Genomic DNA, 22,538 nt, shown 5'->3' with positions numbered 1-22,538 from the left:
TCATGCGAAAACTCCTTTCCGGTATTCTCTGTCTGGCGATGTCCGCCCTGGTGGTACTGCCCGCATCCGCCGACCGTATTCGTGATCTGACGACGGTACAGGGTGTGCGTGATAACGCCCTGATCGGCTACGGTCTGGTGGTGGGCCTTGACGGTACCGGTGACCAGACCACACAAACACCTTTTACCACCCAGACGCTGACTAACATGTTGTCCCAGCTCGGTATCACGGTACCGGCAGGCACCAACATGCAGTTGAAAAACGTGGCGGCGGTGATGGTCACCGCCAAAATGCCGCCGTTTTCGCGTGCCGGTCAGGCCATCGATGTGGTGGTTTCATCCATGGGTAATGCCAAAAGTATTCGCGGCGGCACCTTGCTGATGACCCCGATGAAAGGGGTGGATAATCAGGTTTACGCACTGGCGCAGGGTAACGTGCTGGTCGGCGGTGCAGGCGCTTCCTCCGGTGGCAGCAGCGTGACAGTTAACCAGGTTTCAGGTGGGCGTATTACCGGCGGGGCAACCATTGAACGCGAATTGCCGAGTACGTTCGGCACCGAAGGCGTGATCAGCCTGCAACTTAACGACGAAGATTTCAACCTGGCGCAGCAGGTCAGTGACGCCATCAACCGTCAGGGAATGGGGGTGGCGTCAGCGCTGGATTCCCGCAATATTCAGGTGGTGGTGCCGCGTGGCAATACCTCTCAGGTGCGCATTCTGGCGCAGATCCAAAATATCGAAGTGAACGTCGGGCCGATGGATGCGAAAGTCATCATCAACTCCCGTACCGGTTCGGTGGTCATGAACCGCGATGTGACCCTGGATAACTGTGCGGTTGCACAGGGCAATCTGTCTGTGGTGGTCGATCGCCAGAACGATGTCAGCCAGCCGAATACGCCATTTGGCGGCGGTCAGACGGTAGTGACGCCGAACACCAATATTTCCGTACGCCAGTCCGGCGGGTCGATTCAGCAGGTACGCTCCAGTGCCAGCCTGAACAACGTTGTCCGTACCCTGAACGCGTTAGGCGCGACGCCTATCGATCTGATGTCCATTCTGCAGGCGATGAAAACAGCCGGATGCCTGCGTGCTGATTTGGAAATTATCTGATGAGCGATCTGATGTCGATGTCAGGGGCGGCGTATGACACGCAATCCCTTAACAAACTGAAGCGGGATGTGGCGCAGGATCCTCAGGCGCACATCAAAGAAGTCGCGAAGCAGTTTGAAGGGGTGTTCGTGCAGATGATGCTGAAAAGCATGCGTCAGGCACTGCCGCAAGGGGGGATTCTGGATAACGAATCCACCAAACTTTATACATCGATGTACGATCAGCAAATTGCTCAGGACATGTCCGACAAAGGGCTGGGCATGGCCGACATGATGGTCGAACAACTGACCGGTGGCAGCAAGCAACCGTCAGAGCTGGCGGGAACGGTGCCGATGGCGCTGGACGGCGAAGTGCTGAAAACCATGCCGTTGCAGGCGATGGAACAGTATCTGCGCAAAGTCATTCCGACTGCGCCGGACCGCACCACCGGCGGCGCACCGTTGCCAGCCGACAGCGGACAGTTCGTTTCCAGCCTCACCATTCCGGCACAGGTCGCCAGTAAAGACAGCGGGATTTCGCATCAGCTGATCATGGCGCAGGCCGCGCTGGAATCTGGCTGGGGGCAGCGCGAGATCCCGACTGCCGACGGCAAACGCAGCTTCAACCTTTTCGGTATCAAAGCGGGCAGCAGCTGGGACGGTCCGACCACCCAAATCACCACCACGGAATATACCAGCGGCGTGGCGAAAAAAGTGCAGGCCAGTTTCCGCGTGTACGGCTCCTATGTGGAAGCCATCAGCGACTACATCAAATTGCTCACCAACAACCCGCGTTATGCGCAGGTTGCCTCGGCCAGTACTCCTGAACAAGCCGCGCATGCCTTGCAACGTGCAGGTTACGCGACCGACCCGAATTATGCCGACAAACTGGTGAGTGTGATCCAGAAAATCAAAGGCGCGGGCGAGCAGGCGGTGAAAGCCTATAGCCATGATTTAAAAGATATCTTCTAGACCCGCAAATCCTCGTTTTTTTTCTCAAGTTTTAGCGGTGCAGGCCGATAACACGATCAGAATGGGAAAAGGGGAAACCCCCGGCTCAGCTTCCTTAATTACACGGTGGTAAAAAGTCACCGGCAGCCAAAAGGTCACTCATGTCCAGTAGCTTAATTAATACCGCAATGAGCGGACTGAACGCAGCGCAGGCGGCGCTCAGTACCACCGGGAACAACATCGCTAACGTGAGTGTGGCCGGTTATAACCGCCAGACCGCCATTATTACGCAAAGTAATGGCATCTCTACTCCTGCCGGTTATATCGGCAACGGTGTGACGGTGACCGGTGTGAATCGTGAGTACAACTCTTTCGTGGTGAAGCAGCTTCTGGGTGCCAGCGCAACCGGCAGCGCGCTGTCAACGCAGCTTGATCAGGCCAGCTCTATCGATGACCTGCTCGGCGACAGTTCCACAGGTATCGATGCCACCATGTCGACCTTCTTTAAAGGCCTGCAAACGCTGACCAGCAATGCCAGCGACAGTGCGGCTCGTCAGGCAGTGCTGGGTGAGGCACAGGGTTTAACCGCGCAGTTCAACAGTTCAGCCAAATACCTGAACGACATGAATACCGCCGTTAACCAGCAAGTCACGCAGAATGTTGACCAGATCAACACCTATGCGTCGCAGATTGCCAAACTGAACAGTCAGATCACCGCGACGCGTGGCAGCACCGGACAGGAACCTAACGCCTTGCTCGATCAGCGTGATCAACTGGTCAGTCAGCTGAACAACGTCACCGGTGTGGTCGTGACCCAGCAGGACGGCGATACTTACAATATTTCATTCGCCAACGGCACGCCGCTGGTGAGCGGCGGCAACGCCAAAACGGTGGTTGCGATGCCGTCCAGTGCCGATCCTTCCAAACTGACGGTCGGCATGACCCAACCGGACGGTTCGGTTTCTGAAATTCAGGAAAGCCGTCTGACCACCGGTTCGCTCGGCGGCACGCTGACTTTCCGTAAAGACAACCTGGAACCGGCCATTAACCAGCTCGGGCAACTGGCGCTGGCGCTGTCTGACAGCTTCAACACCACCAACAAAGCCGGTTTTGACCTCAACGGTGACGCGGGGACGGACTTCTTCTCCTTCACCGGTGCTACCACGGTCAGCAACACCAAAAATACTGGCAGCGCACAACTGAGCGTGGCATATACCGACACGGCAGCGGTGAAAGCCAGCGATTACACCATGGCTTACAACGGCACCAGCTGGGATGTAACCCGCGTTTCCGACGGGGCAAAAATCACCCCGACGGCGGGTACCGACAGCAACGGTGATCCGACGATGAATTTCGATGGCTTGTCGGTTTCCGTCACCGGCACGCCGAATACCAATGACAGCATCACCATCAAAACGGTCAGCAATGTTGCGGGCAGCATGAATCTGGCTATCAGTGATTCTTCATTGATCGCCGCAGCGGGTGCGGCAGACAGCGGCGTGAGTGACAACACCAACGCGCAGAAACTGCTGAATCTGCAAACCGCGAAACTGGTGGAAGGTAAATCCACCCTGTCGGGCGCATACGCCAGCATGGTAAGTAACGTGGGTAACCAGGTTTCCACGCTGACCACCACCAGCACCTCACAGGCGAATATCGTCACGCAGCTCACCGCTCAACAGCAGTCTATCTCCGGGGTTAACCTCGATGAAGAATACGGCGATCTGCAACGTTACCAGCAATATTATCTGGCGAACGCGCAGGTCGTGCAGACGGCTTCGACGATATTCGACGCGATCATCAACATTCGCTGATCCCAGAACTGATAAGGAACTGATGCCATGCGTCTTAGTACCAATATGATTTACAACCAAAACATGAATGCGGTACTGGATGGTCAGAACCGTTTCCAGGCGACCGGTTTACAGTTGTCGACCGGCAGCAAAGTGAGCAAGCCTTCGGATGACCCGCTGGCGGCGTCGCAGGCGGTGCTGGTACGGCAGGCGCAATCGGAGAACAGCCAGTTTTCCGTGGCCCGTACCTTTGCTAACCAGAGTATGAGTCAGGAAGAGTCGATTTTAAGCAGCGTGACCTCGACCATTCAGGATGCACAGACGTTGATCGTTCAGGCCGGTGACGGTTCTTTAAGCGATGACGACCGTTCTTCTCTGGCGACTAAACTGGACAGCCTGAAATCGCAACTGGTGAACCTGGCGAACAGCACCGACGGTAACGGCCGCTTCATCTTCGCCGGTTACAAAAGTGATACTCCGCCTTATACGCAGGACGCCACAACGGGTGCGGTAACCTATTCCGGGGGCACGACGTCTATTACTCAGCAGGTTGATACCAGTCGTACCATGACCATCAACCATACCGGTAACCAGATTTTTAATGCCTTAACCGGTGATGCGAAAGCCGAACCGGACGGTTCTCCGAGCGAATCAGATTTATTCAAAACCATCGACGGTGCGCTGACTGCGCTGAGAACGCCATCGGCGGATAACACCACGGATACGCAATACACCGATGCCATCGATAAAGCCAACCGTGGCCTGAGTAACTCACTCAACAACGTGCTTTCCGTGCGTTCAGAGTTGGGTACGCAGATGTCCGAACTGGATAATCTCGATACACTGGGCGACAACCGTGATGTATCGAACTCGACCAAACTCAGTAATCTGGTCGATACCGAATGGACCTCAGCAATTTCGACCTACACCTTGCAGCAGGTTGCGCTTCAGGCATCCTATAAGACCTACAGTGCCATGCAGGGTATGTCACTGTTCCAGATGAATTCGTAATACTCTCCGGCGCGTAAGCTTACGCGCCAGGCTCCATCTCTTCGTTATCGCTGCCTGTCTGCTTTTACGGCAGACCGGCAGATTCTTTTCTGACTGTACTTAAACCGGGTACTTTCAGCTTTGTATGTCACTTTTTCTAAGGTTTAAGTGACATACACTTTTTCCTCGTCCTGCTTCAAATTGTCTCTGCGTTGGCTGCCTTCGTTCACCCCAGTCACTTACTTATTGTAAGCTCCCGGGGATTCGCTCAGTTGCCGCCTTGATACAATCCGAACCCGTTAGAGGAATCTGTGCTCGTTATAGGTTAATGACCGAAGAGGGCGAGAAGGACGGGGAACAGGAACGGGGCGAGCAGGGAGGTGATGATGCCGCAAATCACCAGCGCCAGTGAACTGAATGCGCCTTCCTGATAATCCATTTCTGCACAGCGGGCGGTACCCAGTGCGTGTGATGCGGTACCCATCGCCAGCCCGCGTGAGGCTTTGGTGGTGATCTTCAGAACATTCAAAATCGTATGACCAAAGACCGCGCCGAGGATGCCGACGAAAATCACGCACACGGCGCTGATGGCCGGAATACCATTGATCGACTGCGCGGTGGCCATGGCAATCGGCGTGGTGACGGATTTCGGTAATACCGATGCGGCAATTTGCGGCGTTGCTCCCATCCATAATGCAATCGCGGTGCCGCTCACCATCGCCACCACGCTGCCGATAAAGCAGATACTGATGATGGATTTCCAGCGGGCGCGGATCTGATGCAGTTGTTCGTACAAGGGAAACGCCAGCGCCACGACGGCGGGTTGCAGCAGATCATTGAGGATCTTGCTGCCCGCGAAATAGCGTGCGTAAGGGATATGGGTGACCAGCAACAGCGGAATGATCACCACCATCGACATCAGCAGCGGGTTGAGCAGCGGCATTTTAAGTTTAATAGCGAGCTTACGGGTGGCGAAAAACACCACCAGCGTCAGCGGCAGCGACCACAATATATCAATCATTTTTATCCTCCGCTTTATCCGTCACCGCACCGCGTTCGCCATGGATATAGTGGGAACAGTAGGCGACAACCAGCAATACAATCAGGGTACTGACCAGACACGACACCACCAGCGGCCCGAACTGCGTGCGCAGTTGCTCGTAATAATTCATGACCCCGACGCCGATAGGGACGAACAGTAACGCCATATAGCGAATCAGAACATTACAGCCCGGTTTGACCCATTTGAACGGCAGAATTTGGGTTGAAAGCAAACCAAACAGGATCAGCATGCCGATGATGCTGCCGGGAATGGTGAGCGGTAAAAGAGATGAAATCGCATTCCCGGCGAATAAACAGAGATAAATCAGAATAAACGCCCGAACATATTGGAATACCAGAGAGATTGCGGTGCTCATGGTGTATCACCCAGTTGAATAATGTATTCATCATACAATTAAGATGTGATCTGCGCCACAAAACGGAGTATGAAATTTAGGAATGAAGTGTATTCCAAAATGGCGTTTGGTAAACGGGGAAAATACGGATTGTGGGTTGCGGGCGATTCAGAAAGCTTGCTGAATGAGAGGTTCCAGCCTGTCGCGGTGATACCTGAAACATAGCCAGCGAGCGGATCGCTGGTTGAAAAAGCGAAGGGAGATCCGGGAGGGAAAAGCACTTCTCCCTCCCGGGCGGTTTCGGCGCAGCGCGTCAAATGAGCACTGCGGGTAAGAAACCGAAATATTCCCGGTCTTAAGAAATACTAAATTTGCCAGTCTTAAAGCACCTTCTCCAGAAAAGCCTGGGTTCTGGCATGAACCGGCCGTTCCAGCACCTGTGCGGCAGCGCCGCTTTCAACCACGCGACCATCCACCATAAACACCACCTGATCCGCCACCTGGCGCGCGAAGCCGATTTCATGGGTGACGACCACCAGCGTGACGCCCGACTGCGCCAGCTTCTTAATCACATCCAGCACTTCGCCAACCAGTTCGGGATCGAGGGCGGACGTCGGTTCATCAAACAGCATGACTTTAGGATTCAGCGCCAGCGCACGGGCGATGGCGATGCGCTGCTGCTGTCCGCCGGACAAATGACGCGGCCATGCGTACGCTTTTTCGCGCAGACCGACCGTGTCGAGCAGTTCATAGGCACGGGCGATGGCGTTTTTGCGGCTCAGCAGACCGTGAACCACCGGCGCTTCGATGATGTTATCCAGCACCGTCATGTGCGGGAATAAATTGAAATTCTGAAAAACGTAACCGACATGTGTGCGTTGTTTGAGGATGGCGCGCTCTTTCAGTTCATACAGCGTATCGCCTTTGCGGCGGTAGCCGATGTAATCGCCGTCAATCTGAATAAAACCTTCGTCGACGCGCTCAAGATGGTTAATCGTGCGCAGCAGGGTCGATTTCCCCGAGCCGGACGGGCCGAGGATCACGGTCACGGTGCCCGGTTCGATGCACAGACTCACGTTATCCAGCGCTTTGTGCGCGCCGTAGTATTTGCTCAAATTATTGATTTCGATGCGCCCGACGGTAGCAGCCTGAGGTTTGCGTGGAAACAGCTGCTCAACAGGCGCTTCCTGCGGGCGGTTAACGAATAAATCAAAGGCTTCTGACATAGTGCTTTCCCTTTATTAAGAACGGGCGACGCGCCACTGACGCAGGCGCTGCAAGGGTGTCGGCGCGACCTGACGCACGGTGCCGCGGGAGAAATAGCGTTCGACGTAATACTGCAAAACCGACAGCACGGTGGTGATCAGCAGATACCAGATGGTGGCGACCATCAGCAGCGGGATCACCTGCTGTGTGCGGTTGTAAATCACCTGCACGGTGTAAAACAGTTCCGGCATCGACAGGACGTAAACAATCGATGTGCCTTTCGCCAGGCTGATCACTTCGTTAAAACCGGTTGGCAGAATTGAACGTAACGCCTGCGGCAAAATGATGCGGAAGGTCCGGCGGTAGGCCGGTAATCCCAGCGCGGCCGCAGCTTCATGCTGGCCGTGTTCTACCCCTAAAATACCGCCGCGAATGATCTCGGCGGTATAGGCCGACTGCACCAGCGACAGACCGAGCACGGCGACGGAAAACTGATCCAGCAAATCCACCGTCGGGGTGCTGAAAAAGGAAATCGTGGTGAACGGAATGCCGAGCGAAAGGTTGTCGTAGAGATAGGAAAAGTTGTAGAGAATGATCAGCACCAGCAACAACGGCAGGGAACGGAACAGCCAGATATATCCCCAGGCCAGTGCGTTCAGTAAATAGGATTTCGACAGGCGGGCGAGGGCCAGTGCCGTGCCGAAAATCACCCCAAAAAGGGTGCCCAGCAGCGTGAGCAACAGGGTTTTGCCAAGCCCGGACAGGATCACCGGATCAAAAAACCACTGACGAAATACGCCCCATTCCCAGCGGGAATTCGTGGCAATCGACTGGATGATGCCCAGCAGAATAAACGCCGAAAAAACCGCACCGGCAAGACGCCACGGATAGCGCGCGGGCACCACTTTCAGCGGCGGATGATTCACAGATGAAGGGGCATTTTCGCTCATCATTTTCTCTTTCTGTTACGTTGCAGATGACGTGACCGGCACGTCCGCTTTCAGCGTTTTGGTAAACGGCAGGCGCCCGTCATACGGTGGCCGGGAATAGACCTCCGGATCGAGGCGGGTGTCGAATTGCGGCTGATAACCGTGGGACAAATACAATCCGACCGCTTCGGGCTGGCGGAATCCGGTGGTGAGAAATACCCGCCGGTAACCGTACGCGGTTGCGCGACGTTCCAGTTCATGCAGGATTTTTTGTGCCAGTCCCTGACGGCGCAGCGCGCGGTGAGTCCAGATGCGTTTGAGTTCGGCAGTCTGCTCGTCGTAGCGTTTGTACGCGCCCATTGCAATGGGCGCGCCGTTTCTCAGCAGAACAATGAAGGTGCCATCGGGCGCGGAAAACACGCTGTCATCTTCCGGCGGCTGGCTCGAGAAGAAATCGCCGTAACGGTCGCGGTATTCACCGAATAATCCTTCGATGACCGGCGCAATCAGCGGGTCTTCCGGCACGGTCTGAATGAAAATATCTTCGCTCATCGTTTCTGCTCCTGATCAGTCGCCCAGCCCCGGCGGGTTAATTTCAGAGTGATCGATTTTCTCGACGCTTTCGCCCCAGCGGTCCAGCACTTTGATATAAGCCCCGCTGGCAATGGCGCTGTTCAGCGACGCCTGCACGGCATCCACCAGACCATTCCCTTTTTTCAGCGTCACCGCGATATTGGCGGTTTTCGGCCAGCCGCCCGGCACCGTGCCGACCAGTTTGGTTTTGCCGGTCAGCAACGCTTTGTACGCGCCGGTGACGTTCGGGCCGAACGTGGCATCGGCACGACCGGACTGGATAGCCAGCGTCGCGGCAGCGTCATCGGTGACATATTGCGGTTTCAGCGCCGGTAATCCTTTAGCCTGGTTTTCTTTGTCCCACGCCAGCAACACGGCTTCCTGATTGGTGCCGGAGCCGACAATAATGCGTTTACCGGCGATATCGGGTGCGGATTTTATCGAGGTGATTTTGCTGTCACTTTTCACATAGAAACCGAGGGTATCTTCGCGGTAGGTGGCGAAATCAAATTTAGTTTTGCGGTCTTTGGTGACGGTAATGTTGTAGATGGCCGCGTCGTATTTCCCCGACGTCACGCCCAGCGGCCAGTCTTCCCACGAAGCCGGAACCACTTTGAGTTTCAGGCCTAAACCGTCGGCGACCAGACGGGCGATATCCGCCTCGCTGCCGATCACGGTTTTATTGTCACGGGCGTACAGCCCGAAGGGCGGGGCGCTGCCGAGCACAGCCAGTGCCACGGTCAGCGTACCCGGTTCGACAAACTTAAAGTTGGCCGGGATTTTTGCCACGGCTTCCGGGCTTTTCGGTGTATTCACCGGCGTTTCATTGGCAATCAGATCAATACCTGGCGCGGCGTATGCCGCTGATGAAAAACTTAATATTGCCGCGATGGCGGTGGCTGTGATGGTTACGCTATGTTTCATCATTATTATTTTTACCCTGCATTCTTATTTTAAGGGGTGATGACCGTGAGGTGACGCTTTCACTATTCCCGAGTGTTACAGGGATGTAAAACAACAAAATTAAATAATCAAAGAGATAAAGTGGAAATACATTGCGCCGGAAATTTTGCACGAAAAATGCCCGGAATATCCGGGCGTGAGGAAATAAAGTCAGGTATGAAAAGGTTATTTTCCGGTTAATTCACTCAGCGCTTTTTCTGCCAGTTGCTGGAAATAATTCGCCGCCGGGTAAATAGCCGACTCATCAGGATTAAATTGCGGATGATGCAAGCCGAAATCGCTGGCAGAGCCGATGCTGACAAACGCACCCGGCACATGATGCAGATAAAATGCAAAATCCTCTCCACCCATTTGTGCCTGCGCCACTTGCGCGTTATAGCCAAATTCCGCAGCGGCCTGTAAGGCAAAGTCTGCCCAGCGCGGTGTATTCACCACCGCTGGCGGCCCGCCAAACCAGTGCAATTCGGCCTTCGCCCCCAGCGCATCTGCCACCCCGGTGATCACCTTGCGTATCCGCTGAGGGATTTGCTCGCGGATCCCGTTGCTGTAGGTGCGCACCGTGCCTTCCAGTTCCACGGTTTGGGGTAATACGTTCCAGGTGTTGCCGCCTTCAATACGGGTGACGCTGACTACCGCCGCCTCCTGAGCGCTGACGTTGCGGCTGACTACCGTTTGCAGCGCGGTCACAATGTGGCTGGCGGTGACAATGCTGTCGGTACCTTCTTCCGGATGTGCGGCGTGCGCGCCTTTGCCGGTCACGGTTATCTGGAAGCGGTCCACATTGGCATAAAATGCGCCGCCTTTTGTCTCAAAGGTGCCGACCGGCAGTTCTGGCGCATTATGCAGGCCGAAAATCGCATCAACGTTTTCCAGTGCACCGGCTTTAATCAGTTGCGACGCACCGCCAAACCGTTCTTCAGCAGGCTGGAAAAACAACCGTACGCGGCCCGGTAGCTGGTCTTCCCTTGCTTTAAGCAGATGGGCCGCGCCGAGAATAACAGAGGTATGAAAATCGTGGCCGCAGGCGTGCATCACGCCGGGTTGTTGCGAACTGAACGGCACACCGGAGGCTTCTTCAATCGGCAGGGCATCGATGTCACCGCGCAGGGCAACAACCGGGCCGTGTTCCGGGCCAATTTCAGCCACCACACCGGTTTTCAGCCCGAGCGATAAAATGCGGATCCCGGCAGCATTCAGCCATTGGGTAATCTTTTGCGTGGTCACAAATTCCTGATTGGATAATTCAGGATGCTGGTGTAATTCACGGCGATAAGCGATGAGTTGTTCTTCCAGTCCTGTCTCATGTCGGGGGGCAATGCTATTTGTTTCTTCGGCAAGTGAAATGCTCATGGCGAAATAACCTTATTGTCTGAAAATGATTGTTACCCAAATGTAGCGCTTCATTTCATGCTAGTCAGACAGAAGCCAATCACTAAATACTCAGTCGCTATAATTTATAGTCGTTTTGCACAGTGGCCTGCATAGCAAAATACTGACTATAGAAACGTGTTTTTATTATTTAGCTTTGAACTTATTTCGTGGAACTCTTTTTATCACAACGGATAAAAAGGGATGCGCAGGTGAATTACCGACTGAGTTTATTAGATCAAAGCCCGATTAATGACGGGCAGACCGCTGCGCAGGCGCTAGACGCCACGCTGACTTTTGCGCTGGCAGCAGAAAAACTGGGCTATCACCGTTTATGGGTGTCAGAACATCACGATACTGAAAAGCTGGCCGGTAGCTCGCCGGAAGTGTTGATTGCCTGGCTGCTGGCGCGCACTTCCCGGCTGCGGATCGGCTCCGGCGGTGTGATGCTGCAACATTACAGCCCGTATAAAGTGGCAGAGAATTTCCATCTGTTGTCATCACTGGCGCCGGATCGCGTGGATATCGGCATCGGCAAAGCGCCCGGTGGTTTACCCCTGTCAACCAAAGCGCTGCGTGCCCACGCACCGGCCGAATCATCGCCTGGTTTCCCGGCGCAGTTACAGCAACTGACACATTATCTCACGCATCTGGATGACCATCTGGCGGGCACAGAAGCCCGTGCGTTGCCGCGTCCGCCGGTGGCACCGCAGCGATTTTTACTCGGTGCCAGCAAAGAAAGCGCGCGTCTGGCCGCGTCACTGGGCTGGAACTTTGTCTTCGCCGGTTTTATCAATGCTTCAGCGCAAGTGATGACCGAATCGGTGCTGGCCTTCCACGAATATTCCGCCGGACAAGGGCAGGCGCTGGTCAGTCTGGCGGCGCTGGCGGCACAAACCCGCGAGCAGGCCGCTGAACGGGTGACCGGCCAGCATAATTTTCGCGTCACGCTGGGCGACCGGCACGTTACGGTGGGTTCCCGCGAACAGGCTGAAGCCTTTGTGCGGCAGTCAGGTGCGACGCAATACCAGATCGAACAGCAGCAAATCAGCGTGCTGCACGGCACGCCGGGCGATATCCACGAGCAACTGCGCGATATTCAGCGCCGCCTGTGCGTGAACGAATTTGTTATTCACACTCCACTGACTGAAGCCGGTGTGCGGCTGAAGTCCATCGAATTGCTGGCTGGCCAGCTTTAAGGAGATTTCATGAGCCATTCAAAAAGTATCAAGCTGGGTCTGATGTTGCACGGTGCGGGCGGCCACATGAATTCGTGGCGTCACGAAAAAGCGCCTGCGGATGCCAGTGTCAATTTCCCCTATTTCCGTGATTTAGCCTTGCGCGCCGAAGCGGCTGGTTTTGATTTCCTGTTTGTGGCCGACGGATTACACATCAACGAAAAATCACTGCCGCATTTCCTCAACCGTTTCGAACCTGTCGCGTTGCTGTCTGCGCTGGCTTCGGCTACCCACAGCATCGGGCTGGCAGGCACTATTTCAACTTCGTACAGCGATCCCTTTACCGTCGCACGTCAGCTGGCGTCAATAGATAACATCAGTCAGGGACGGGCGGGCTGGAACGTGGTGACTTCGCCGCTGGCCGGTTCGGCGAAAAACTTCGGCAAAGACCATCCTGAACATGCGCTGCGCTATCAGATTGCCGAAGAATACATCAGCGTGGTGCAGGGACTGTGGGATTCGTGGGAAGACGGCGCGTTTGTGCGTGACCGCGAAAGTGGTGTGTTCTTCGACGCGGCGAAGCTGCATAAACTGAATCATCAGGGACAGTTTTTCTCGGTCGAAGGGCCGCTGAATATCCAGCGTTCACCGCAAGGGCAGCCGGTGATTTTCCAGGCTGGCGCGTCGGATGCCGGTATCGCGCTGGCAGGTAAATCTGCCGATGCCGTTTTCACTAACGCCCGGACGCTGGAAGAAGCACAGGAATATTCGGTAAAATTGCAGGCACAGGTCAGCAAAAATGGCCGCCATCCGGTGGGTATTTTCCCTGGCATCAGCCCGATTGTCGGCAAAACCGAAGAGGAAGCCGAGGCCAAATATCAGTATCTTCTGTCGCTGTTGTCACTTGACGATGCGCTGGCCTATCTCGGGCGATTTTTCGATCACCATGATTTCAGCCAGTATCCGCCGGACGGCCCGTTCCCTGAACTGGGCGATTTAGGCCAAAACACTTTCCGCTCCACCACCGACAGCATCAAGAAGCTGGCGCGGGAGGAAAACCTGACGCTGCGTGAAGTGGCGTATCAGACCACGCTGCCGCGCGGCGAATTCTTCGGCACGCCTGAGCAGGTCGCCGACCAGTTGATCCGCTGGGTGGAAGAGGGCGGTGCCAGCGGATTTATCATCAGCGGACCGGTACTGACCGAAGCGCTGGACGACATTACCCGGCTGGTGTTACCGGTGCTGGAAGCCCGTGGCTACTGGCATCCCTCGCAGGCAACGACGTTGCGTGAGCGCCTGAATATTCCGTTCAAAACCAACCGTTATAGCGTGCAGGAAACCCGCCGCGAGACAGTGAACGAAAAATAGTTACAACATACTCATGCTGTATCACAGGCCCGCTCCGGTAACTCCGGACGGGCTTTTTGCTTTGCAGGTTTTTTAGGTCCGGGACTTTTTACCCTGTAAAAACATTCACGGACTTGCCCGCCTAAAAAATTGGGCGTAGGCTTTCTGTAATTAAAAAACGATCGGTCTAAATGATGAGTGCTGAGCTTTCTACTGAACCTGACGTGCCAGTCAAACCGCGCCGCGGGCGTCCGCCGAGAACGGCACGCGAGTTTGATGATACGCGTGAAGCGCTGATCCGTTCGGGGCTTGAAGTGATCACCGAAACGGGCTACCTGTCAGCAGGCATCGACGCGGTGATTAAAAACATCGCGGTGCCGAAAGGATCGTTTTATCACTATTTCAAAAGTAAGCAGGATTTCGGCATGGCCGTTCTGACGGCTTACGGATCATTTTTCGCCCACAAACTCGACAAGTTTCTGCTCAGGGCTGAGGTGTCACCGCTGCAACGCATCGGTGCGTTTGTGACCCATGCCGGTGAGGGAATGGCAAAGTTTGAGTTCAGACGCGGCTGTCTGGTCGGCAATTTATTGCAGGAATCCCCGCTGTTGCCGGAAGATTTTTCGCAGAAACTCAAATCGATTTTGGGCGAATGGGAAGGCCGTGTTGCCACCTGTCTGGAAGAAGCCCGGCAGGCCGGAGATATCGCATCAGACATGCCGCCTGCGCAACTGGCGCAGATTTTCTGGTCTGGCTGGGAAGGCGCGGTGATGCGCGCAAAACTGTACCGCTCGGCCGAACCGCTGGATCAGTTCTGGGCGTATTTCCGTCATACGCTGCAGTCACCTGTCCATCCATAAACTCGTCGGTCATAAATTCAAAAAATAGCACCTGCAATCATTACGTGAGTCATCGCATACCTCATGACAAAAACTTTAATCTCCTGAAATCATAAAGGGAAAAAAATGAAAGCATTGGTTCTGGAACAACAAGACAAGGCCACGCTGGCCGAAGTGAAAGAGATTGCGCTGCCGGACATGGCGGCAGGCGACGTACTGGTTGATATCAGCTGGTCAGGGCTGAATTACAAAGATGCACTGGCCATCACCGGGAAAGGCAAAATCATTCGTCAGTTTCCGATGGTGCCGGGCATTGATTTTGCGGGCCATGTCAGCCGCAGCAACGACCCGCGTTTCTCCGTCGGGCAATCCGTCATTCTCACCGGCTGGGGCGTCGGCGAAACGCACTGGGGCGGTCTGGCGGAGCAGGCATGCGTCAAAGGTGACTGGCTGGTCGCGCTGCCGGAAGGTCTGGCTGCGCGCAATGCCATGATTATCGGCACCGCCGGTTTCACTGCCATGCTGTGCGTCATGGCGCTGGAAGAGGCGGGCGTGACACCCGAAAGCGGCACCGTGGTCGTGACGGGTGCCAGCGGCGGCGTGGGTAGTACGGCGGTGGCCTTGTTGCATACACTCGGTTACACCGTGGCTGCGGTGACGGGTCGTGAATCTACGCATGATTATCTGCGTAAACTGGGTGCCAGCGAAATTCTCTCCCGCGATGATTTTGCAGAGACCCGTCCGCTGGAAAAACAAGTCTGGGCCGGTGCGGTCGATACCGTCGGTGACAAAGTGCTGGCTAAACTGCTGGCGCAAACCAACTACGGCGGTTGCGTGGCGGCCTGCGGTCTGGCCGGGGGCTTCAACCTGCCGACGACCGTGATGCCGTTTATTCTGCGCAACGTCCGTTTGCAGGGGGTGGATTCGGTTTCGGTTCCCGCTGAACGCCGTGCTGCCGTCTGGGAGCGTTTACTGAATACACTGCCGGATGATTTTTATCAGCAGGCCGCGACGGAAATTACCCTGGAACAAGCTCCGGCTGTCGCAGCCGATTTCCTGAACAATAAAATTCAGGGCCGGACGCTGGTAAAAATCGGCGGCTGACCCTTTTTGCCCGGTATTTCCGTGATACCGGGTGCTTTCCCTTCAATTTTCTCCCCGCTATAAAGAATTCCTCCTGAGCGGCCGATATAAAGAATGTCCCTCTGAGAAAAAAGAGAATGGAATTCCTTATTTTCCGAATGACGTACAGCACAAACATAGTCAAAAACGAATAACAACAGGCATGGGGAAAGTATGGATAATTTTCAGAAAGAAATTGATGAGAGAACCAATCTCACTTCATCAAACCGGTTTGAGCTTTTGCTGTTCCGTCTGGGGACCTCTCCGGATGATGAGCAATCTGAACTTTTTGGTATCAACGTTTTTAAATTGCGCGAAATCGTGCCGATGCCAACGCTGACCAAAGCCGCCGGAATGGTCTCGCCGATGATGGGCATGGCGAACATCCGTGGCGAAATTATTCCGGTCATCGACCTGCCTGCCGTGGTGGGATGCGTACCAAAAACCGGCCTGAACATTTTGCTGGTCACCGAATATGCGCGCAGCACCCAGGCGTTTGCAGTGGAATCCGTAGACGACATTGTGCGTCTTGAATGGAGTCAGGTGCTGGCCGCCGAAGCCGGTGTGAAGAGCCGCAACATCACCAGTATTGCGCGTCTGGACAGCGATAAATCCAGTAACCGTCTGGCGCTGGTGCTCGACGTCGAACAAATTCTCCATGACATTATTCCCAACAGCAATATCAACATGGATAAGAAGAAAACCAGCGCGTTTAAACTCAAGCCGGGTACGGTGGCGATTGTCGCCGAAGACTCTAAAGTTGCCCGTCAGATGCTGGAAAAAGGCCTGAACATGATGGAGATTCCGGCGCAGATGCATGTCACCGGTCTGGAAGCCTGGAATAAAATCCGCAAAATGGCCGAAGAATGCAAAGCCCAGGGGCTGCCCATTTCCGATAAAATCTCCTTTGTCTTAACTGATCTGGAAATGCCGGAAATGGATGGCTTTACGCTGACGCTCAATATCAAGCGTGATGAGTTCCTGAAAAATATTCCGGTGATCATTCACTCTTCATTATCCGGCAGCGCCAACGAAGATCACGTGCGTAAAGTGGGCGCCGACGGTTACGTGGCGAAGTTTGAAATCAACGAACTGGAAGCGGCTATTCATAAAGCGCTGGATGCGAAGAAAATCGCCCATGTGTAATTTCATCAAACACTGATGTATAAAAAGCCCGTTCTCTTGTGCGGGCTTTTTATTATCAGCGGCATACCGAACAACGTGCAGAAAAATTATTGCCTGCAATTCCTGCTGCGCAGCATTTCCCCGGTCAGTCTGTTCCTTCGCCACGTTTTCCCCTATTAAGATCCACCCCGTATCTACAATTTCGATAGTGATATCGAAATTATCCATTAGAGCGACGATAAGAATTGTTCTAATAATAACAGCGTTAACAACGTATTTAAGGCTGACCCTCATAACGAAAAAATTTATTTGTATGAAACTGAAAAAATAATATCAGCATGTCGTTATGAATACGTTGCGACTATGGCGTAGCAGAATTCATGGTTCTATAAGCAGGACGAGACGTCGGATCAGGTAATGCGTGACGGAGAGCCGACGAAACAGAAGCAAAAAGAATATGGAGTATTAAATGTTTATCCGGCCACTTAAATTAACTCAGCACGTCGATGTGCAGGGTTCTGAAAATGCAACGACATTGGTACTTCTTCATTCTTTGGGGACGGATTTGCACCTTTGGGATTTGCAAATGCCGCGTCTGAGTGAGCGTTATCGTGTTATTCGCCTGGACATCCGTGGGCATGGATTAAGCGCAGTCGATTCCCTGCAGTTTTCAATGTCAGATTTGGCCGACGATGTGGTGGCGGCGCTGGATCATCTTCACATCAATGAGTTTTATGTTGCCGGGGTCTCAATCGGCGGAACAATAGCGCAATGGATTGGGTTCAAGATCCCCAAACGAGTTCAGGGAATGATCATTGTTGATACTGCACTGGTGAATGCCGCTCCGCCTTCGCTCTGGCGCGCCCGGGCTGAAGATGTATTTCACCACGGTGTTGAGCATCTCGAAATGGGGATTCTGAGCAAATGGGTCACACCGAAATTTATCGACTCGCCCTACGCGGAGGGTATGAAACAGATGTTGCGCCGCACTTCGGTTGAAGCCTTCGCGGGTTGCTCTTATGCCATCGCCGACACCGATCTGACCGATATGAATATTCCGGGGGTAAGGGCTGTGGTGGTCAGAGGAAGTGAGGATCAACTTACGCCTCCGGACTACGCGCAACGTCTGGCCGACAAGCGCAATGCCCAATTGCATACCCTACCCGGCGCCGCCCATTTACCGAATTATGAGCAACCCGAAGCGCTCACTGATGAAATCATCTCGTTCATTGATAACAAGAATACGCATTAACAATCAGCGCAGGCAGTCAGCGCCTGTAAGGACGTACGGGCGCTGTTAATGAGCAAATCTGGCATGGCAGACGATGAAAAGTCTGATGCGCGAACGGAGTAAATTCTATGAATCGTCGGTTATTTATTGGTGGAAGCCTGGGCTTGTGCGCGGGTGTTGCAATGCTTCCGGTTGCCTTCAAAGGGGTAATGGCTCAGAGAGATATTATCGAGATGCAACTGGAGAGTGGAACCGTGAGCATCCGCTTATTTCCCGATTTGGCCCCCGGGCATGTTGAACGCATAAAATCGCTGGTACAGGCCAAATTTTATGATGGCATGCCGTTTAACCGGGTCATAGAAGGCTTTATGGCACAAACGGGTGACCCGATAAAAGATACAGGGCTGGATTATACGAAATTACCGGCGCTGGCCGCAGAGTTTAACCGATTGCCTTTTGAACGCGGTACCGTCGGCATGGCCAGATCACGGCATCCACACAGCGCCCGTCATCAGTTTTTCATCACCTCCGCGAGGGCAGGTTTTTTAGACCAGAATTACACTGCTTTTGGGAAAGTAACGAGTGGCATCGAGTTAATTGACCAACTCCGCCGGGGGGCTTCGGACATTGGCACGGTGGTCAATCCCGATGTCATAAAAAGCATGCGATTAGTGTCTGTCAGAGCCGTATAAAATAACCTGGCGGCGTAAATATCCATTCGAAGGAGTCGAAGATGCCCAGTATTACTCTCTATACCGCTGCAAGCCACCGGTTAGATGCAGAGGCCTTTGCGGAATTTTCAACGGCTTTAGCCCGTCTCGCCATAGAGATCCTGAAAGCGAAAGAAAATAATATTCACATCAGCTACCTCACCGCAGAGATAGGTTTTGGCACACCGGTCTATTTCGAAGCAAGACTACGCCAGGAAGTTTTCCGAACCCTGTCGGTGTTGGATGAATTCATGCATCAGGTTGATTTATTAATTAAGGAGAAGACAGGAGTCATAGCGAGAATTCGCTGTTTCTCTTTTGAAGCGGGTAATATTTATGCAAAGAACTAAGGAACGGATTATGAATGTTAATTTTCCAACAAGAGATCTCGGCGATATATCGGTTACTGCGGTAAGTGATGGATATCTGCATGTCGACTTCGGAATGCTTTCAAATGTGGATGAGGACGAGTGCAAGGAAATTCAGCGCAGTGCACAAGTCAGTGAACTCAATGCGGTGCATATTAATACTTTTTTAGTCCGCCAGAAGGGTAAAAATATTCTTATCGATAGCGGGGCAGGAGGCGTTAAGGGCTGGGGCGGCAAACTGGTTGCTAATCTGGATCTGCTGGGGATACAACCTGGCAATATTGACGCGGTATTACTCACACATGCCCATCCTGATCATATTGGCGGATTGTTAAACGCAGAAGGTGAGGCTGTATTTGCTAATGCCGAATTGATCATAAACAGCGATGAATTTAATTATCTGCAAGATGATGAAAATTTCGCTGCCGTCAGTGACCGCGTAAAAGGCAATTTCCTGCTGGCGCGAAGTATATTCAAAAAGTATCAGAAAAATCTTCGTCTCATCGATAAAGGCGAGGTATTTCCTGGTGTTTTTGCGATCCCGCTGAAAGGTCACACGCCGGGTCATACAGGTTACCGGATTGAGGGTAACAGAGATAGCCTGTTGATTTGGGGTGATATTGTTCATTTTCCTCATATTCAACTGCTAAAACCGGATGTTGCCATTGCCTTTGACTATGATCCTCAAATGGCGGCAGAGACACGTTCCCGCATACTTGAAAGCGTGAGCTCGGACAGCGTTCTTGTCGGTGGTATGCATTTTGGCGAACAAGGATTTGGTTATATTGAAAAACGTAAATCCGGATACGTGACCGTCGATATCCACTAGTTAAAACTTTCATCAGAACGTTCTGCTCTGAAAATACTTTATTTCCTGACCGGCAACGCAACGGTTAATTATTGGTAACCGGTCAGGCTCTGCTTAAGTTGCTTTGCCGCTATTTATTTTTGCTGTGTAACATTGTCGCTATGCTACTGAATAAATCTTCCGGTATAAAATACTATCCTCAGGGGGAACACCATGAATCCTGCAATAAACAGAGAAATAAGTATTGATGCTATTCATGCTGACGCCATTGAAATGGAGGGGAGTCAGCCAATAACAACCGGGAAATTACCCCCGCAGACCAAACTTCCATCGCTTACCGGCAGCAGATTCTGGGCGGCTTTATTAGTTTTTTTATTTCATTCATCGCTACCCAGCGATCTCGCTCCCTTTTCAGATCCAACCATACAGCACATTTTCACCGTTATTGTGGGTAAAGCGGGCTGGCTCGGCGTTTCATATTTCTTCATACTCAGTGGATTCATTATGGTGTGGTCTGCGAGAGATAATGACACCGTGGGAGATTTTTACCTGCGACGTTTTGCAAAGATTTACCCTACGCATTGTCTGACCTGGGCTATAGCATTCATTATTGGTGCCATGAGTATCTATCAATATAAACTTTGGTCATCAAACCTTCTGTTATTGAATACCTGGGTTGATGATGTTCACTATTTTTTCGTCGGTAACAGACCCAGTTGGTCTCTTTGTATAGAAGCGATGTTTTATCTTTCTTTCCCCTTTCTTTTCAGAGTAATGAAGACAATACCTGAAAAATTCGATTTAGCCGGATTAATAATAGTAACGGCGGCATCCTTATTGGTTCAAACATATATTTACCTCTGGGTTGAGCCGGACAAGATGATGGGGGCGTTTCCGATCTCGCAGCAACACTTTTGGGTTTCGTATATTTTTCCCCCATCACGCATATTTGAATTCCTTGCCGGTATGTTTGCAGCCCGGCTGCTGATGAACGGACGAATGCTCGTGCTGACGAAAACGGCGTCGTTTACCCTGCTTGCAGCAACTTACATCGGTTCCATGTATATCCCTTACCAGTTCAGTATGAGCGTGGTTTTCATCATCCCGGTGTGTTTATTAATCGTTTCGATTGCGGGTGATGATTTAAAATACCGAAACACTCTGTTAAACAGTAAAACATCGGTGTGGTTAGGAGAAATATCCTATTCCTTCTATATGGTTCATTTCTTAGTGCTCTTTTATTTTTTGAATCTTACGGCAGGAAGAAAGTTTAGCTTACCGGAGGGAATTGCGCTTATCGCCGTCGCGTTGGTTTTATCCGTCTCATTTGCCTCTTTTTTATATAAGTACTTTGAAGTGCCCGTGATGAAATTAATACTGGAGAAGTGCAGAGCGAAAGCCTTAGTGGCTCTGCGTAAACCTTCATAACGGATAACGGAGTATTGATCATCTTGTCGTCAGAATACGACGAACGGGGGAGGGCAGGCTTATGGGATGGGAGGGCATACGGCAGATGTATGCTCTCCCATTTGTATTTGAGATGAGGGAATTTCACTAACATGGGGAGTGTACGTGTTGGTTACGAATGCCCTAATAACCGATATTGTGCAGCCGGGGATCCTGAAAAAGTGAGGTCATTATGCCTCTGAATTTAGTGCTATCCAGATAAGGTGAATCTGTACGATAAACAAGCTCTATTTTGAAGTCATTGAACTGGCCACTGAGTTCATGAATTTTTATCTTATTTTGTACCTCGCCGCTGATAGAACAACGTAAAACTAACGACACGCCTTTGCCGGCAGCGATGCTGGAGAACAGTACGGGATAGGAACCACATTCTACCACCCGCTTAGGCGTGATATGCCCTTCATTAAAAAGAACATTATAATTGCGGGTAGTGGTTGCACATTTTTTGCTGCTGAGTAAAAAAACTTCGCCATCCAGACTGGAAATGTCTTTAATGGTGGGGTAATTTTTCTCTGTAATAATAACCAGTTCGCTGGAGAGTAATATGGAGCGCGCATGTTGCGTGTTTGAAAAACCTGCACCGATTATTACCGCATCAAATTCGTTTTGGTCGAAGGCATTAAGCAAGCTTATGGTGTTCCCAATCGAAATATCGATATTCCAGCCCAAATCATGACCTAAATCGATCAGTGAACTGACAATATAGGGGGGTAGACATTCGATTATGCCAATACGCATATTCAGCTGGCTATTTTTGGAGTGGGAAATGTTGTTTTTACAATCATCCGCAAGATTCAATATTTTAAGTGCGTAGTCATAAAGTATCTGGCCTTGCGCAGTCAGTGAGCACCCATCGGTTTTTCGATCTAACAGGGTGACATCCAGATTATCCTCCAGGCTCCTGATTCGGTGGGAAATACTCGATTGCACGCGATTCAGACGCTCGGCTGCCTGGGTTATGTTCCCTGTCTCCACGACTGTCACGAACGCAAGAAGTTCACTTAGCTTCATTTGAGACCTCATGCTAAAAATTAGTTCACCGTCACAACAATTATTTATATTCTGTATTAGTGAGTTTGTCACTAT

General features: G+C 52.4%; 22 protein-coding genes. 14 read left to right on the top strand and 8 right to left on the bottom strand.

Annotated features, from left to right (window positions below; genetic code table 11):
* The first annotated feature begins 2 nt into the window (after positions 1-2).
* The 4 genes from UC14_RS20340 to flgL all read left to right on the top strand — a co-directional run bounded on the left by UC14_RS20340 (position 3) and on the right by flgL (position 4,842).
* A complete protein-coding gene (locus UC14_RS20340) occupies positions 3-1,109 on the top strand; it encodes a flagellar basal body P-ring protein FlgI (RefSeq protein WP_013575170.1) in 1,107 nt (368 codons plus the stop codon).
* Positions 1,109-2,059, top strand: coding sequence for a flagellar assembly peptidoglycan hydrolase FlgJ (flgJ, locus tag UC14_RS20335; RefSeq protein ID WP_013575171.1), 951 nt, complete (start codon positions 1,109-1,111; stop codon positions 2,057-2,059). The genes UC14_RS20340 and flgJ overlap by 1 nt, the downstream gene beginning before the upstream one ends.
* 140 nt (positions 2,060-2,199) lie before the next feature.
* Positions 2,200-3,852, top strand: a complete 1,653-nt coding sequence (gene flgK, locus UC14_RS20330; RefSeq protein ID WP_037034827.1) for a flagellar hook-associated protein FlgK — start codon at positions 2,200-2,202, stop codon at positions 3,850-3,852.
* 27 nt (positions 3,853-3,879) lie between these two features.
* Positions 3,880-4,842, top strand: a complete 963-nt coding sequence (flgL, locus tag UC14_RS20325) for a flagellar hook-associated protein FlgL (RefSeq protein WP_013575173.1) — start codon at positions 3,880-3,882, stop codon at positions 4,840-4,842.
* Between the two features lie 304 nt (positions 4,843-5,146).
* Here flgL and UC14_RS20320 read toward each other — a convergent pair whose 3' ends face one another.
* From UC14_RS20320 to UC14_RS20290, 7 genes are all read right to left on the bottom strand, one after another.
* Positions 5,147-5,842, bottom strand: coding sequence for a CidB/LrgB family autolysis modulator (locus tag UC14_RS20320; RefSeq protein ID WP_013575174.1), 696 nt, complete (start codon positions 5,840-5,842; stop codon positions 5,147-5,149).
* Entirely contained in the window at positions 5,835-6,239 is a 405-nt protein-coding gene (locus tag UC14_RS20315) for a CidA/LrgA family protein (protein ID WP_013575175.1), read from the bottom strand. The genes UC14_RS20320 and UC14_RS20315 overlap by 8 nt, the downstream gene beginning before the upstream one ends.
* A 359-nt stretch (positions 6,240-6,598) precedes the next feature.
* Positions 6,599-7,444 (bottom strand): amino acid ABC transporter ATP-binding protein, encoded by an 846-nt coding sequence (locus UC14_RS20310; RefSeq protein ID WP_232829715.1) that lies wholly within the window; start codon positions 7,442-7,444, stop codon positions 6,599-6,601.
* 15 nt (positions 7,445-7,459) lie between these two features.
* Positions 7,460-8,374 (bottom strand): amino acid ABC transporter permease, encoded by a 915-nt coding sequence (locus tag UC14_RS20305; RefSeq protein WP_013575177.1) that lies wholly within the window; start codon positions 8,372-8,374, stop codon positions 7,460-7,462.
* Between the two features lie 15 nt (positions 8,375-8,389).
* Positions 8,390-8,905: a GNAT family N-acetyltransferase gene (locus UC14_RS20300; protein ID WP_112198314.1), complete on the bottom strand. Its 516-nt coding sequence runs from the start codon at positions 8,903-8,905 to the stop codon at positions 8,390-8,392.
* 15 nt (positions 8,906-8,920) lie between these two features.
* Positions 8,921-9,853: an ABC transporter substrate-binding protein gene (locus UC14_RS20295; protein WP_037034824.1), complete on the bottom strand. Its 933-nt coding sequence runs from the start codon at positions 9,851-9,853 to the stop codon at positions 8,921-8,923.
* 201 nt (positions 9,854-10,054) lie between these two features.
* Complete coding sequence (locus UC14_RS20290) at positions 10,055-11,239, bottom strand: amidohydrolase (protein ID WP_013575180.1); 1,185 nt, start codon at positions 11,237-11,239, stop codon at positions 10,055-10,057.
* 230 nt (positions 11,240-11,469) lie between these two features.
* Between UC14_RS20290 and UC14_RS20285 the strand changes: the two genes are divergently transcribed.
* The 10 genes from UC14_RS20285 to UC14_RS20240 all read left to right on the top strand — a co-directional run bounded on the left by UC14_RS20285 (position 11,470) and on the right by UC14_RS20240 (position 21,413).
* On the top strand, positions 11,470-12,456 hold the full coding sequence (locus UC14_RS20285) for an MsnO8 family LLM class oxidoreductase (protein WP_015689769.1): 987 nt from the start codon (positions 11,470-11,472) through the stop codon (positions 12,454-12,456).
* A 9-nt stretch (positions 12,457-12,465) separates the two neighbouring features.
* Positions 12,466-13,803: an LLM class flavin-dependent oxidoreductase gene (locus tag UC14_RS20280; protein WP_015689770.1), complete on the top strand. Its 1,338-nt coding sequence runs from the start codon at positions 12,466-12,468 to the stop codon at positions 13,801-13,803.
* Between the two features lie 170 nt (positions 13,804-13,973).
* Entirely contained in the window at positions 13,974-14,642 is a 669-nt protein-coding gene (locus tag UC14_RS20275) for a TetR/AcrR family transcriptional regulator (protein ID WP_112198313.1), read from the top strand.
* A 105-nt stretch (positions 14,643-14,747) separates the two neighbouring features.
* A complete protein-coding gene (locus tag UC14_RS20270; RefSeq protein WP_013575184.1) occupies positions 14,748-15,725 on the top strand; it encodes an oxidoreductase in 978 nt (325 codons plus the stop codon).
* Between the two features lie 192 nt (positions 15,726-15,917).
* Positions 15,918-16,889, top strand: a complete 972-nt coding sequence (locus tag UC14_RS20265) for a chemotaxis protein (protein ID WP_013575185.1) — start codon at positions 15,918-15,920, stop codon at positions 16,887-16,889.
* A gap of 448 nt (positions 16,890-17,337) precedes the next feature.
* Positions 17,338-18,120, top strand: coding sequence for an alpha/beta fold hydrolase (locus UC14_RS20260; RefSeq protein ID WP_112198312.1), 783 nt, complete (start codon positions 17,338-17,340; stop codon positions 18,118-18,120).
* 107 nt (positions 18,121-18,227) lie between these two features.
* A complete protein-coding gene (locus tag UC14_RS20255) occupies positions 18,228-18,791 on the top strand; it encodes a peptidylprolyl isomerase (protein WP_112198311.1) in 564 nt (187 codons plus the stop codon).
* A gap of 41 nt (positions 18,792-18,832) precedes the next feature.
* Complete coding sequence (locus UC14_RS20250) at positions 18,833-19,159, top strand: hypothetical protein (protein WP_013575189.1); 327 nt, start codon at positions 18,833-18,835, stop codon at positions 19,157-19,159.
* Between the two features lie 10 nt (positions 19,160-19,169).
* On the top strand, positions 19,170-20,006 hold the full coding sequence (locus UC14_RS20245) for an MBL fold metallo-hydrolase (RefSeq protein ID WP_037034806.1): 837 nt from the start codon (positions 19,170-19,172) through the stop codon (positions 20,004-20,006).
* Between the two features lie 192 nt (positions 20,007-20,198).
* The gene (locus tag UC14_RS20240) at positions 20,199-21,413 is read left to right on the top strand and encodes an acyltransferase (protein WP_112198310.1); all 1,215 of its coding nucleotides are present in this window, start codon (positions 20,199-20,201) and stop codon (positions 21,411-21,413) included.
* Between the two features lie 162 nt (positions 21,414-21,575).
* Here the strand turns inward: UC14_RS20240 and UC14_RS20235 are convergent, their stop codons facing one another.
* Positions 21,576-22,463 (bottom strand): LysR family transcriptional regulator, encoded by an 888-nt coding sequence (locus tag UC14_RS20235; protein ID WP_037034802.1) that lies wholly within the window; start codon positions 22,461-22,463, stop codon positions 21,576-21,578.
* Between the last annotated feature and the right edge of the window lie 75 nt (positions 22,464-22,538).

This window comes from Rahnella sp. NRRL B-41462 (genome assembly GCF_003263525.1).
GTDB lineage: Bacteria > Pseudomonadota > Gammaproteobacteria > Enterobacterales > Enterobacteriaceae > Rahnella > Rahnella aceris.
Note: the sequence above shows the minus strand (reverse complement) of the source record. Positions and strands in the feature narration are given on the sequence as shown.